This window comes from Halosolutus sp. YCN4, assembly GCF_059736495.1.
Genome location: NZ_JCASSM010000001.1, coordinates 674,152 through 688,541, shown reverse-complemented (window position 1 = coordinate 688,541; position 14,390 = coordinate 674,152). Strand labels below are relative to the sequence as shown.

Sequence of the window (14,390 nt, the reverse complement as noted above, 5' to 3'; positions counted from 1 at the left end):
GGCCGTAGTTATCAGGTGTGGGATTTATAAGACCTGGAATAGCTAGTCGAACTGGAGGGAATCGATCGGTACCACACGTTGTTCGATCGCCACTGCCCCTCCAGGTACGATTCCGACGTCGTTCGAGTTCGGGTCGTCACCGAGGTCGTGTGGACCCGGGACTATGGGGGTGGTCCCGGGTCCTTCGACCTCGATGATCCGTACTCGATCGAGGTTCCGGACCGCTATCGAATACCCGATAGCGGCCTCGCTACCCGACGACACGAAGGTGTTCTCCCGAAGCGAACCGTGTTTCGAGAGCGACCCGAATCGTCCCGCGACGGACCGGGCGCTACTCGACGGTAACGCTCTTCGCGAGGTTCCGCGGCTTGTCGATCGGCCGATCGAGGAGGTCCGCCGCGTGGTACGACAGGAGCTGGAGCTGGACGTTCGCGAGCAGTCCCGCGAGGTCCGCGTCCGTCTCGGGAATCCGGAGATGGTCGTCCGCGACCGCGACCGCCCGGTGGCCATCGGGACAGACCGCGACGACCGGCGCACCGCGAGTCTGGGCCTCCTCGGCGTTCTTCAGCGTCTTCTCGTCTTCCTCGCCGGTGAAGATCGCGAAGACCGGCGTCTCCGGGGTCACGAGCGCGAGCGGCCCGTGTTTGAGTTCGCCCGACGCGAACCCCTCGGCGTGCTCGTAGGTAATCTCCTTGAATTTCAGGGCCCCCTCGAGTGCGACCGGGAAGCCAAGCCCCCGGCCGATGAAGAAGTACGACTCGCTGTCCGCGTACCGCCGCGCGACCCGCTCGGCGGTCGAGGCCGCGAGTACCGCGTCGATTCGATCGGGCATGGCGGCGAGTTCCGGCAGGAGCGAGTCGAGATCGGCGTGTGGCTCACCGCGGACGTCCGCGGCCAGTCGCTGGGCGAGCAACAGCAACATGACCGCCTGGGACGAGAACGTCTTGGTCGCGGCGACGCCGATCTCCGGGCCCGCACGTATAAAGAGTGCGTCGTCGGCTTCGCGTGCGGCGGTCGATCCGACCACGTTGGTGAGCGTGAGCGTCCTGGCACCGTTGGCGCGAGCCTGCCGGAGGGCGTTCAGCGTGTCCGCCGTCTCGCCGCTCTGGGTGACCGCGATGACCAGCGTGTCGTCGTCGACCGGCGGTGCCGACACGCTGTACTCGTTCGCCAGCAGCGCCGTCGCACGAATGCCGGCCGCGTTCAGGGCGAGCGAGCCGTACAGCGCGGCGTGGTAGGACGTGCCACAAGCGACGAGCTGGACGCTCTCGATTCCCTCGAACGCCCCGGGTTCGAAGTCGTCGAGGGCGATCCGGCCGGATCCGGGTTCGATCCGGCCCTCGATCGCCTGGGCCAGCGCGGTCGGCTGCTCGTGGATCTCCTTGTGCATGAAGTGATCGTACTCGCCCTTGCCCGCCTGTTCCGGGTCCCACTCGACGGTCTCCGGTTCGCGGGAAACGGGGTTTCCTTCCAGGTCGGTGAACTCGACGCCGTCCTCGTCGACGACCACGACGTCGCCGTCCTCGAGGTAGACGACAGTCTCGGTGTACTCGAGGAATGCGGGGACGTCGCTCGCGAGGAAGTACTCGCCATCCTCCATGCCGACGACCAGCGGGGACCCCTGCCGCGCGGCGTAGAGGACGTGTTCGCCGGAGAGCATGGCGGTGACGGCGTAACTCCCCTCGAGATCGTCGATCGCCCGCCGGAAGGCAGCCTCGTTCGGGAGCCCCTCGTCGAGGTAGTACTGGACGAGGTGCGGAATGACCTCGGTGTCGGTGTCGCTGGTGAACTCGTGGCCCCGATCGCGGAGCCAGGACTTCAGTTCGGCGTAGTTCTCGATGATCCCGTTGTGGACGACCGCCACGTCCTCGGTCCCGTCGGTGTGAGGATGGGCGTTCTCGTCGGTCGGCGGCCCGTGCGTACTCCAGCGGGTGTGACCGATCCCGACCTCGCCCTCGATCGAGCGGTCGTCGATCGACGCCTTGAGTTCCGCTACCTTCCCGGAGCGTTTCTGGACGGCGATACCGGACCCGTTCTGGACGGCGACGCCGGCGGAGTCGTAGCCACGGTACTCGAGGTTCTCGAGTCCCGTCAGGAGCGTCTCGATTGCGTTGCCGGATCCCACCCGGCCGATGATTCCACACATCGAAACTACCTCCCGCCCGCCGTGGAGTCGGTCGGCCGCAGAGAGCGATCAGTCGTCGAATCGAGACCGGTGCGTGGAGAGACGTGGAACCGCCGACGTCGAACCGCCGCCCGTGACAATCGTTGGCGTTTCATGATCAGTTGATCGTCCGTGAAGACCCGTCGAGATGACGACCGGTGGACGGACATGCTACAGGGAAGCAGGCACGAATCCATTACTATAGACGGGCTACCAGAAGCCGTAGTTGCCGGGTAAAACGGGAGATCCGCCTTCGCACCGCGTCCATACCGGAGCGATGACTGTGGTCTGTTCCGGAGGGTTTTTCTACTGAATATTCAATTATTCTTCGTTTTGTGCGAATATCCTGCCCAGATAGGCCCACAACACGCAGTATGTTCTGCAATCGAGACAGCAACGTCCGGAACCTCAGCTGTAGCACCAGATGAATCGACAGTATGGGGCGACACACGGGGTGTCGAGCCCACTCCAGCAGCGATCCGGCGGTCGATCGAAAGGAAACGCTTTCACTCGATCGTCGGTCTATCGATGCACAGGCACTCACTTAGTTGTGGTTTCGTGCCAACATACACCATATACTTCGCCTGCAAGCGAAAATTGGTGAAAGATCATTCAATCTACCAGTCGATCGACTACTGGCTTCTACCGAGATCACCGATTCGACGCTCCGCGGACAGCCACTGCTTCGGACCCCGATCTTCGACGACCAGGCGCATCCGGCCGGACCGACACAGCGGTTCGAACATCGGTCTGTCTGGGTAGAACGACTGTTCGGCTCGCGAATAACGGTGGAACCGGCGACGCACGATATCCTCAGGTTCAGACGGCAACGTCCCAGAACCGTCGAAAGCATCGAGAACGGCTTCGGTGAGCCTCGCTATCGACGATCGAACGGGACGTGAACGAGTCGCGAAACGGTTCCGAACCGGCACGCCTTTGACCGGCGGGGTCACACGTACGTATATGGGTTTTGGTAGCTACGACGAATCCGAACAACAGCAACAGACGGCCGACGACGAGGACGACGTAGAGGCCGTCAACGTCCACGAGAACGATCACGACGGCCAGATGTCCTTCGAGTCCGACGTCTCGACGGACGAACTCGTCTCCCAGCTCGGCTCGATGAAAGACGACGAGTCGGACGACTAACTCGTCACGGTCGCGGTTCGGCGCCTGATTTCGGCCTTTTCGCGTTCGATACCGGTAGACAGACAGCGAACAGCGTCTCGTCAGCGTCGGGTCCGAGGCTGGATCGCGGAGACGAGGTTTCCGTCCCAGGCTGGATCGCTGAGACGAGTCGAGACGACCCAGTGCTGACTCGCACGGGATAACGCGTTTCGCCCGATTTGACCGTCTTCCCCGCTCCGATCGGCGTGACGGGTCCCGCTACCGGGCTGACAGCGACGACGTACAGAGCGCGCCGATCGCGCGCCGGAGGCGCTGAGAGATCGCCGACTTCGAGACGCCGAGGCGATCGGCCAGTTCGTCCTGAGAGATGCCCCGGGGAACGTCGAAGTAACCCTCCTCGTGGGCGACCGTGAGCAACTCCTGTTGTTTCTCCGTCAGGGCGACGACGCCGTCGTCCCCGTCGTCGGAGACGCGCAGGTGTTCGACCGCGACCGAGACGTCTTGGTCCCGGCAGAACTCGTTGAAGTCCACGAGCGCGTCCCGGTTCGGGAACCGGAGCTGGACCAGCCAGCCGTCGCGACTGCTACAGCAGTCGAGGAGTCGCCCGTCGAGTTCGGCCGTCTTGGACACGAAGCGGATCGTCTGGTCCGCGATCGCGATCCGGTAGACGCGTCGATCTGGATAGCGATCGACGCAGACCGGTTCGGAAACGGTCGGATCCATCTCCAGATTGCCCTCGAACCGATCGAAGTCGCCGTCGGAGCCGTACGCGGTGACGAAGACGAGCGTTCGGCCCCCCTCGGTAGTGGTCCAGTAGTCGGGTTCGACCGTCACGTCCCGTTCGCGCCGCAGGGTCGGCTGTAGAAACAGCGCCGAGTGATCGAGACGGAGTTGCGCGACGATCCCGCCGTCGGCCACCGAACGCACCCCGGTCCGCTCCGGCGTCGCGGTGCGTTCGGCGTCGGCGATCTCGATGCTCACAGCGACATCCGCCGTCCGGATGAACGGCCGGTGTAAGACTGGCTTACCACGAACTCACTCATTAACAGCCCATTTCGACGCCGAGCACATGATCGTAGACGCTAGATACGGAATCGATCAGTTAGCTGTCGTCAATACCTATTCATCGGTCGGGTATCCGACGCGTATCGACGCGGCGAGGGCGCGAACTTCGATACCGGGAAATCCCGTGTTACCCGAGGTGTTTCGTCCAGTAAGACGGCACTACCACCGTTGAACGGCGTACCAGACGATCGGTTCCGACGGCGATCGCACCGCTCACCCCTCATTGGCGAACGACCGATCGGTCTCCTCGAACAGGAGCGTGAACACCTTCTGCTGGGCCAGCCGGAAGTGTCGGCTGAACGTCGGCTGGGAGACTCCGAGCGACTCGGCGACTTCCTCGCCGGTACTCTCCCGGGGCCACTCGAAGAAGCCGCTGTAGTAGGCCGTCTCCAGCGTTCGTAGCTGCCGTTCGGAGAGTCGATCGCGGAGTTCCGCGTCGAACGAGCGATCGGGTCGTCCCGTCCGGTCGTGTTCGCGACGCGCAGTCAGTTCCGCACCGGTGTACTTCCGATCGAGCATGTCGACGAACGACCGCACGTCGACGGTACTCGAGAGGTCGATTACGAGGCGAGTCCGATCCTCGTCCGGCGAAATCGACCTGAGGACGGCCCCGTGCTCCGCGAGCGTCTCCGCGACGGTCTCGTCGGCGCAGCCGAGTTCCACGAGCGAATCGGCAGCTCCGTCGCCGACGAACCGGGATCGTTCGATCGCGTCGATCGCGGCCACGGCGTCGCGAATCGCCGTCTCGTCCGCGTCCGGAATCGTACAGAAGACGGTGGTCCCGCCGGAGGACCGCGGAACGACGGTTCGGACGTCGATCCGTCCGTCGAGGCGATCCGCGAGCGTCGTCAACGGATCCGATTCCGCGGGGACCGCGACCTCGAGTTCGGTGACGCTGTCGCTGACCAGCGCGCGTTTGCGTTCGATGGCCGTGATCACGTACCCGGCGACCGTCGCCAGATGCTCGCAGATCGCCCGCGTTCGCTCGTCGAACGCCCCCGGCCGATCGGCGTACACCGTCACCGTCCCGTACGAGAGGTCGTCGTAGCCGAGCGGGACGCTCAGTGCCGCGCGGAACTCGCGATCGAGCGCGAGCCGTTGCCATCGATCCGGGTCGCCCTCCGCGAGATCCTCGACGAGGGTCGGCTCGCGGCTCGCAGCCGTCCGGCCGGCCGGGTCTCCCGTCTCCGGATCGACCGTGAGGGGCAGCGATTCGAGGAACGATCCGTCACGACCGGCCCGCGTTCGCAGCGTCACCGCGTCGCTCCCGACGGCGGCCTCGCCGATCCAGGCGAGTTCGATGGACCCGGTTCCGCCGGCAGTATCGAGCGCGATGAGTCCCGACGCCAGTCGGTTCTCGACGGCCGGCCGGGTACTCGCCGCGAACAGGTCCCGTTCGAGGTCCAGGACCGCGTCCGCTCGCTCGAGGAGTCCCTCGAGATCCGTCCGATCGCGCTCGAGGGTCCGACGTCGGCTCTCGGCCGCGAGCCAGTCGAGCGCGGTGGCAGCCATCGTCGCCAGCGTCTCGATCGGCGCGAGATCGATCCCGTCGAACCCCATCGGATCCGAACTGGTCGCGAGCAGGATCCCGTCCTCGCCGATGGGAACGGTGAGCACTCGTTCCGCCCGGATACCCGATCGGGAGAGTACCGGTTCGATTTCGTCGGGATCGGCGACGCTGACACCCCCGTCGCCGAACACCCCCGCGAACGGGTCGTCACGGCGATCGATCGCCGGCAGATCCGCGTCGTCCGTGGTCGACGTGGCGACGGCCGCCGGCCGGATCATCGATTCGTCGACGTCGTACCAGACAGTCACGTCGGCGGCCGAATACGAACCCACTGCGTCGACGATCGCCTCGCGAACGTCGGATCGGGTCTCGGCTCGTCGGAGCGACGTGGCGGCCTTCGCGAGCGTCGAGACGGCCGCAGACGGCGACCCGCGTCGATCGCGGACGACACAGCACGTTCGATCGCCGTCGGCCGATCCGAGCGCTACGACGGAGACGTCGACCGGTCGCTGATCGCCGTTGATCTCGATCGTGCCGGTGAGCGGTTCCATCCACCGCACGAGCGGGGAGTCGGCTCGCTCCCGAATCTCGGCCGCGAGATCGTCGTCGACGAGCGTCTCGATATCGCGTCCGACGAGCGTCTCGGCGTCCGCGAGATCGAACAACGCGGGATTGGCGTAGGTGATGGTCGCCCCCTCCAGGACCGCGATCCCGTCCTCGAGGGCGTCGACGATCGCTTCGAACTGCTCGAGACGCTCCCGTTCGATTGCGGTCGTCGTCGCGTCGGCTCTCACCCGTGCGGTCACGGAGACGCCGCTCTCCGATGGGTGGGCCTCGATCACGAGCCGATCGTCGACGGCCGGATGCGTCGACTCGAACGCGACCACCGATCCCGTCGCCGACGCCTCCCGAAGCCGATCGGCGAACTCGCCGCGGACCGACTCGGGCAACGCGTCCCAGACGACGGTTCCCGGTTCCGGCGGCGCGTCGGTAAACAGCGTGCGCGCCCGCTCGTTGACGAACTGTAGCTCCCACCGGGTTCCGACCGTGAAGAACGCGGCGTCGAGTCGGTCGATCGCGTCCGCGAGCGCGTCGTCCGCCAGCCCGTCAGGCGTGGCGCTCGTGACGGTCACGACGAGCCCGTCGACGTTCGGGTCCGACTCGCGGTTGACGACGGCGAGATCCGAGACGTGCCACGTGCCGTCCGCGTGACCCAGCCGAATCGTCGTTCGTTCCGTCGCCCCCAGCGACCCGTCGGCCGCCGCCGAGAGCGTCTCACGGGCGATCGATCGATCGTCGGGATGGATCAGCCTGAAAAGCGTCGTTCGTTCGAGTTCCGCCGGCGTGTACCCCATCCTGTCGTCGACCGCCGGGTTCACGTAGTCGATCGCCCCCGACTCGTCGACGACGCAGACGAGTGCGGTCGATCCCTCGAGAATCGACCGATAGCGACGCTCCGTCGGTCCAGTCGCTTCCGTCTCGAGTCGATACCGCTCAGCGGCGTTCCTGACGCGCGCGGCGACGAGACGACCCGACGACGCCGGATCGATCACGTCGGTCGCACCCGCCTCGATCGCCGCTTCGGCGGAGGATTCGTCGGTGACCGCGACGATCGGCACGTCGCCGTCCGCCTCGAGCAACCGATCGAGGGGCGACTCCCCGTCCGCCCGATCGTACGCGCAGACGAGACAGTGAACGTCGGTCGCCGCGAGTCGCTGTCGGGCGTCCGCGACCGTCCGTTCGCGAAGCAGTGAGACGGGTTCGAACGCCGAGGACAGCGCGGTCGCCGTCGCGTCGATCCGGTCCGATTCCCCGACGACGAGCACGCGAACCACGTCGCCGACAACGGTTGCGCCACTGTCGCTCACGGAGCGATCACCTCCGGACGCCGATCGGACCGTGGGCCGGGGCCGAGAACGGTCGCGGTCGGGGTCTCCAGCCGGCACCCCCGGTCGAACGAACCGACGTCGATCGGCGTTCGGCGCGCGACGCCGGGACGGACAGCCACGATAGCCGTGCTTGGCGGCCCGTGCCGTTAATTATCGATTCCGTATTCGTGAGTAACACTGGCTTACCGAATTCGTGCGTACCGGCGCCGGACGACGGTCGGCTCCGATCGGGACCGAGGTCGGAGCCTGACGGAGCTGGCTTCCGAACGGCCGGAATCGAGCGGGACTCGCGTCCGACCTCCGAACGGTGGGCACCGGGCGGGACCGATCCGAACGGGGGCGCGTTCCGGCCCGTTACGCGGACGTCTCCCGGACCGTCACGACGGGCATCGTCGCCTCGCGAACGACCTCCTCGGCGACGCTGCCGACGACGAGTTGATCGAGGCCGCTCCGGCCGACCGTCCCGACGACGATCATGTCGATATCGTTCGTCTCGGCGAAGTCGACGATCTGCTCCTGTGGGACGCCCTGGCGGACGTCAGTCGTCACCTCGACGCCCCGTTCCGACGCCATCTCCGCGGCGTGCTCGACGGCCCGGTGTGCTTCGCTTTCGGGATCCGATCGCAGTTTGTCCTTCTTCTCCGTACTGTGGGGCCCCTCCTCGGAGACCGACAGAACGTGAAGCCTCGCGCCGAGCTGGTCGGCGAGGGCGATCGCGTGCTCGGTCGCCCGTCGAGACCCGTCACTGTCGTCGGTCGCGATCAACAGGTCCTGGTACATTTCTCGGCGACACTTCGTCGGGGATCCCAATACATCCCGGACCTGCCCCTGCCGGCCGAACCGGCCCTGCCCTGTCCCGAACGAACCGGTGCCGATCGCATCTCAGAAGACCACCGTCCAGGCGTTGCCGCAGTTCTCGCACTCGAACGCCCGCTCGAGTCCGGCATCGGTAACTGCTCGATCGACTTCCTGCCCGCACCGCTCCAGACAGTTCGGGCACCGTTCACGTCTCACGAATGCGCTAGTCCCGACGGCGGTCCGTAAACGATCCACCAACAGGCGTTGGGAGCACGGTGAACGACGTGAGCCGATGGGGCACGGCGCGTCGCGTATTCAGAGCACGTCGAGCACGAAGATAGCGAGGTACAACTGCCCCAGGCCGGCGACGATCATCACGGCGCCGGCGATCCGCTTGATCGTCTTGCTGTGGGCAACGAACCGGCCACCAGCGACCAGTCCCATGCCGGTCGCGACCGTCAGCGACGCCATGAGCAGGACGACGATCCCGACGTACGTGCCGACGACGAGCGCCGCTTCCGCCGGCGGATACGACAGCGCCCGCCCCACCACGCCGACGAAAAGCGGCGCGACACAGCCGGCCGCCGCGAGCGCGTAGCCAGCGCCGAAGATCCCGAACCCGAGGACGTTCGATCGCCGCTTCGGGAGGCGAACGGACAGCGTCGGCGCGCGATCGAGGACGACGACCACGCCGAGGACGACGAGCACGGCCCCGACGATCGGTTCGAACACGACCACGTTCGACAGCGTCGTGTGACCGACCCAGTAGGCCGCCCCGACCAGGGCGACGAACGTGGCGAGAACGCCCACGCCCGCGACGAGGCCGCGACTGACGGCGCCGCCGAGCGACGCGTCGTCGCCCTCCGTCTGGCTCACGTAGAAGCCGACGTACCCGGGTAACAGCGGGAACGCACAGGGAGAGAAGAAGGTCGCAACGCCCGCCGTGAGCGCGAATACGAGCGTCGTTAGCAGTGCCGCGTCCGAGGTCAACAACGCCGCGTCGGGGACCGATGCCAGACTCGCCAGGATCTGCGGTCCCGAAACCGCCGCGATCATGTTCCGTCCTCCCCGGCGGCGAGTGCCTGCTCGATTCCGGCGACGAGTTCGTCCGCCGACTTGACACCAGAATCTGCCCACTGGACCGTCCCCGTAGCGTCGATGGCCGCAGCCGTGGGGTAGCCACCTTCCAGGTACCGCTCCGTCAGTTCCGCCCGGGGATCGAGGCCGAGCGTCCAGTTCCCGCCGTGTTCGTCCCACCAGTCGACGAGTTCGGCCTCGGTGATCGCGCGATCTTCGCCGACCGATTCGTTCGTGACCGAGATGAACAGCACCTCGTCGCCGATCCGATCGTGTGCCTCGGCGAGTGCCGGCATTTGCTCGATACACGGCGGACACCAGGTGCCGAAGATGTCGACGAACGTGGCACGATCCGGCGACGGCACGACCACCTCCCCGGCCTCGCTTCCCGGCGCGTCGACGGTCTCGATCGCGAGCGGGTCGTCGGACACCTCGTACGATCCGTCTTCGGACGATCCGAACTCGCCGGGCAAGTCCTCGCCCGAGGGAAGTCCGAGAACGGCGATCGCACTCCCCGCGACGATAACACCCCCGCTGGCGATCCCCGCGAGGGCCTCTCGCCGTCGCATCTCAGTCGGTCACCACCGTTCGCGTGTCCTCGACGATCGTCTCGATACTGACGTCCTCGCGATCGCCGATCGCGTTCGGATAGGCGCGTTCGACGATCCCGTCCTCGTTGACGAGGGTGATCAGGTTGTAGTGGGTGAACATGTACTCGCCGTGATCGTGTTCCTCGTGGTCGCTTCCGGTCTCGTTTCCGTGGGATCCCTGCTCGCTTTCGTTCCCGTTCGCGTCTCCGCCGTTCTCGTCGTGGGTCCCGTCCTCGAGTTCGTCCATGTCGTCGACGCGTTCGTACCGCATTCCGAAATCCTCGTAGATGACCGCTCTGGCCTCGTCCTCGTCCTCGGGCCGAAGGAAGTGCCAGTTTCCAGCGTCGAGGTCGACGCCCTGTTCGACGGCGTACTGCTCTAAGGTCTCCCCCGTATCCCGTTCGGGATCGAACGTCACCGCGAGGAGACCGACGTCGTCCTCGTACCCCCGTTCCGCGGCGTCCTCCTGGATCCGCCGCAGCCGCAAGAGCAGGGCCGGACAGGCACCGTCCGGGCAGGACGAGTAGAAGTACGTCATCACGAACGACTTTTCGCCGACGAAATCGTCCCGCGACACCATCTCGCCGGTGATCGGATCGGGAAGCGAAAACGACGGGAACTCCTCGCCGTGGATCGGATGTGACGGATCGCCGCGGTTCATCTCGGGCGGATCGAGGACCGTCCCGTCGTTCGAACCGATTCCAGCGAGTCCATCGTCGAGACAGCCGGCGACGCCGGCGAGGCCTGCGACCCCGAGTGAGCGTAGATAGGTCCGCCGTTCCATAGTTCACCCCACGGATGGGAGCGCCAAATGGTCGTTGGTTCGATCGACGAACGCCCGTGTCTCACGTTCGACCATCGAACTGTCAGGCGATTTCGTATCGTTTTCGACGATCGAACCGACAGCGGTTTTTTCGGGCACTGCCAATCCATCGACAATGAATCGTCGGGGCTTTCTCCGTGGAACGGCCGTCGCTGGCGGTGTCGCAACCGCCGGCTGTCTCGAACGCCTCGGCTTCGAAGAACAGTCGGCCTGGGCGAACCCGCCGATCGTCGAGGATCGACCCGACGCCGTCTACCTCCCCGCTGGCAGGGAGATGATGGACACGTACGGACGGGCGGCCGACGGCGACGTCGCCATCGAGGTAACGTACACGATTCCACACCGATTCTGGATCCCGGGCGAAGGGGGCAGTCTCGTCGACGTCGACCCGGACGACAGCCTCCACCTGATGCTCACCGTCTGGGATCGCGAGACGGACACCGTCCTTCCGGTGAACGTCCAGTACGAGATCCTCCGGGACGGCGACCCGATCGACGGCGTCGGGAACTCGCCGTGGCCGATGCTCGCCCAGCGAATGGGGTTTCACTACGGGGACAACGTTCCGTTGCCGGGCGAGGGATCGTACACGGTTCGTGCCCGGGTCGGACCCGTCGACGCGGACCGGACCGGCGCGTTCGAGGGGCGTCTCGACACGACCGCGACGCTCGCGGTCGACTTCGAGTACGCGGAGTCGGACGTTCACGACATCGACGTCGAACTGATCGACGAAGAGCGACGGGGGACGCGAGATGCACTCCCCCTGATGGAGCACGACGACCACGAATCCGGGGCCCATACCGATCACGACGATACCGGATCGGGCACCGATCACGACGTCGGCCCCGCACCGACGTCGCGGGGACCGCCGATCGACGACCTTCCCGGCGACGTGCTCGGCACCGAGCGAAGCGGAGATGCGAAGATTTCCGCCGTCGTCGCCGACGACGATCGGTATTCCGACGGCTCGACGTCGCTGGCAGTCTGCCCCCGAACGCCGTACAACGACGTTATCCTGCCGTTCACCTCGCTGTCCGTCGCGATCGAACGCGAGGGGACAGTCGTCCACGAGGGACCGCTCAACGAGACGCTCGACGACGAGTTCGGACACCACTACGGGACGGGGCTCGATCGACTCGAGTCGGGCGACGAGATCACGATTTCGATCGACACCCCGCCGCAGGTGTCGCGCCACGACGGTTACGAAACGGCATTTTTCGACTTCGAAGACGTCACGTACCTGGTGTAATCGCGCGTAGTCGGTGTAGTCGCTCGGTTGAGTGGATCGCACGGATTCGGTGTAATCGTTCAGGTTCGGTGCTCCGGGGAACGGACGCCGACCGATCGACCAGTGCGCTCGGGGGTCGCTCTTCGACATTGGCCGACGATCGGTTGAAACAGCCGGCATCCAGTTATAGTAGCAACTGAAACGATTTACACACTGATCGCAAAGCCGTCCTGCGATCAGGTGCGCATTGACTTTCAGTTGCTACTATAGCCCCGAGCAGTTGAACTGACCCGCACCCAGTGGTGGCACTGTTCAGGCCGATCGGAGCGAATAAATCTTCTCATAGAACACGTGAACAGTGGAAACCGAACCCAAGTAACGTCGTACGATTAGTATAACTAATGGGTGACGTCGACAACGTGCGGGTCATGTCTCGTGCGAACCAATCAGGGATGACGATCGGATGCCCGGAGTGCGATACTGACGTTTCCACGACCGTCCCTCCCGGCCCCGGGATCGGGGGCGCAGACGATTCCAGCCGTTTACAGGGAAAGGAGGCTACCTGTGGAAACTGCGGCCACGAACTGGAACTCTACTACTATTGAGTCCTGCGCCAGGGAGTAGACAGTTAGAGCGGGATAATCTCGCATCCGATCCCCACTCTCAATCGCCTCGCATTCGATCCCCACTCTCCCACCCTCGTGGCGACTCGTTCAATCGCTCGACGCCCGCGTCGGTCACGACGACCAGGTCCTCGATCCTGACGCCGAACTCCTCTGGCAGGTAGATCCCGGGTTCGACGCTGAACACCATCCCGGGTTCGAGTTCCCGATCGCTGTCCGCCACGATGTACGGCGGTTCGTGGACCTCGAGGCCGACGCCGTGCCCGGTCCGGTGGACGAACGCCTCCCCGTAGCCGGCCGCCTCGATGACCGACCGGGCGGCCCGATCGACCGCCCCGGCCGTGACCCCCGGTTCGATGGTCTCGATCGCGGCCGACTGTGCTTCACGAACGACTTCGTGGACGCGCTCGTACTTCTGGGACGGATCGCCGACGACGAACGTCCTGGTCTGGTCGCTGGGATACCGTCCCAGTTCGTTGTCACCGTTCGCGTCCACGTACGTCCCGAAGTCGACGACGATCGGATCGCCGGCCTCGATTTCACGCGAACCGCTGTGGTGATGGGGCAGTGCGGCGTTCGGTCCCGACGCGACGATGGTGGCAAACGACGTCCCGTCGCCGCCGGCGGATTCGAGGAAGGACTCGATTTCGGTCGCCAACGCCGCCTCGGTCGTCCCGATCAGGTCGGTCCCGCGCGCGCGTATCTCGATGGACACCCGATCGGCGATCGACGCGGCGCGACGAAGTGCGTCGAGTTCGGTCTCGTCCTTTCGAATCCGTAGGTCCTCGATCGCGGTACTCACGAGGTCGAACGTCGCAGTCGGCAGTACGTCACGGAGGTCCTGGGTGAACGTCGCCCACATGCGATCGTCCACGAGGACCGTGGGACCCTCGTCCGGCGTCGATTCCGTCGAGTCAGCGGACGCGATGTCGTCGGCCACGGCGAGGTCCGAAACGACGGTCGCGAGGACTGCCAGCGGATCCTCCTCGTCGTCCCACAGTCGCAGGTCGTCGATCGGACACGCACGGAGCTGGTGCTCGTACATCGCCGGCGCGAGGAGTGTCGGCGCACCCGTTCTCGGGACGAACAGGAGAAGGTGTCGTTCCGACGGCGATTCGTCGAACCCGGTGAGGTAGGTCAAGTTCGGCCCGGGGACACAGACCGCGAGGTCGGCGTCCACCGCATCGAGTCGGTGCTGGAGGGCACTGACTCGCGTTTCGAGGACGGAACTCGGAGGGGAACTCATATGTCGCGTTCGACCGTTCGAGAAAAGAACGTTTCGCGATCGAGGGTCGTCCCTCGAAACACAGGGTTCCACTGCCGGTGTTCGTCTATCCACGGTCAGTATTCGGAAATTCCGGCCGGTAGTTGTAGCTCTCCAGTCGGTCCTCGGTACTCACCGACTCGATCGGCCGATCGGAATGGTCGCCGAATCCGAACGGTATCGTGCGGCTGACTACTAGAAGGGGGGTATTAAATCTCCATGCGGTTGCAGGCG

At 65.3% G+C, this 14,390-nt stretch carries 11 protein-coding genes; 2 read left to right on the top strand and 9 right to left on the bottom strand.

Going from position 1 to position 14,390, the window contains the following annotated elements:
- Positions 1-331: 331 nt before the first annotated feature.
- Complete coding sequence (glmS, locus tag AC6I6X_RS03475) at positions 332-2,146, bottom strand: glutamine--fructose-6-phosphate transaminase (isomerizing) (protein WP_497929107.1); 1,815 nt, start codon at positions 2,144-2,146, stop codon at positions 332-334.
- Between the two features lie 981 nt (positions 2,147-3,127).
- Between glmS and AC6I6X_RS03470 the strand changes: the two genes are divergently transcribed.
- The gene (locus AC6I6X_RS03470; RefSeq protein ID WP_497929106.1) at positions 3,128-3,313 is read left to right on the top strand and encodes a DUF5786 family protein; all 186 of its coding nucleotides are present in this window, start codon (positions 3,128-3,130) and stop codon (positions 3,311-3,313) included.
- A gap of 237 nt (positions 3,314-3,550) precedes the next feature.
- On the opposite strand, the gene AC6I6X_RS03465 is transcribed toward AC6I6X_RS03470, so the two are convergent.
- The 7 genes from AC6I6X_RS03465 to AC6I6X_RS03435 all read right to left on the bottom strand — a co-directional run bounded on the left by AC6I6X_RS03465 (position 3,551) and on the right by AC6I6X_RS03435 (position 11,005).
- A complete protein-coding gene (locus AC6I6X_RS03465) occupies positions 3,551-4,273 on the bottom strand; it encodes a helix-turn-helix domain-containing protein (protein WP_497929105.1) in 723 nt (240 codons plus the stop codon).
- A gap of 297 nt (positions 4,274-4,570) precedes the next feature.
- A complete protein-coding gene (locus AC6I6X_RS03460; RefSeq protein WP_497929104.1) occupies positions 4,571-7,735 on the bottom strand; it encodes a bacterio-opsin activator domain-containing protein in 3,165 nt (1,054 codons plus the stop codon).
- Between the two features lie 375 nt (positions 7,736-8,110).
- Positions 8,111-8,536 (bottom strand): universal stress protein, encoded by a 426-nt coding sequence (locus AC6I6X_RS03455; RefSeq protein ID WP_497929103.1) that lies wholly within the window; start codon positions 8,534-8,536, stop codon positions 8,111-8,113.
- Between the two features lie 102 nt (positions 8,537-8,638).
- Positions 8,639-8,770: a hypothetical protein gene (locus AC6I6X_RS03450; RefSeq protein ID WP_497929102.1), complete on the bottom strand. Its 132-nt coding sequence runs from the start codon at positions 8,768-8,770 to the stop codon at positions 8,639-8,641.
- A 99-nt stretch (positions 8,771-8,869) separates the two neighbouring features.
- A complete protein-coding gene (locus AC6I6X_RS03445; protein WP_497929642.1) occupies positions 8,870-9,544 on the bottom strand; it encodes a cytochrome C biogenesis protein in 675 nt (224 codons plus the stop codon).
- Between the two features lie 62 nt (positions 9,545-9,606).
- Complete coding sequence (locus AC6I6X_RS03440) at positions 9,607-10,200, bottom strand: TlpA family protein disulfide reductase (RefSeq protein ID WP_497929101.1); 594 nt, start codon at positions 10,198-10,200, stop codon at positions 9,607-9,609.
- A gap of 1 nt (position 10,201) precedes the next feature.
- Positions 10,202-11,005: an SCO family protein gene (locus AC6I6X_RS03435; RefSeq protein ID WP_497929100.1), complete on the bottom strand. Its 804-nt coding sequence runs from the start codon at positions 11,003-11,005 to the stop codon at positions 10,202-10,204.
- Positions 11,006-11,159: 154 nt separating this feature from the next.
- Here AC6I6X_RS03435 and AC6I6X_RS03430 point away from each other — a divergent pair, with 154 nt between their 5' ends.
- Positions 11,160-12,290, top strand: coding sequence for an iron transporter (locus AC6I6X_RS03430; RefSeq protein WP_497929099.1), 1,131 nt, complete (start codon positions 11,160-11,162; stop codon positions 12,288-12,290).
- Between the two features lie 642 nt (positions 12,291-12,932).
- Here the strand turns inward: AC6I6X_RS03430 and AC6I6X_RS03425 are convergent.
- Positions 12,933-14,138 (bottom strand): M24 family metallopeptidase, encoded by a 1,206-nt coding sequence (locus tag AC6I6X_RS03425; protein WP_497929098.1) that lies wholly within the window; start codon positions 14,136-14,138, stop codon positions 12,933-12,935.
- Positions 14,139-14,390 lie beyond the last annotated feature (252 nt).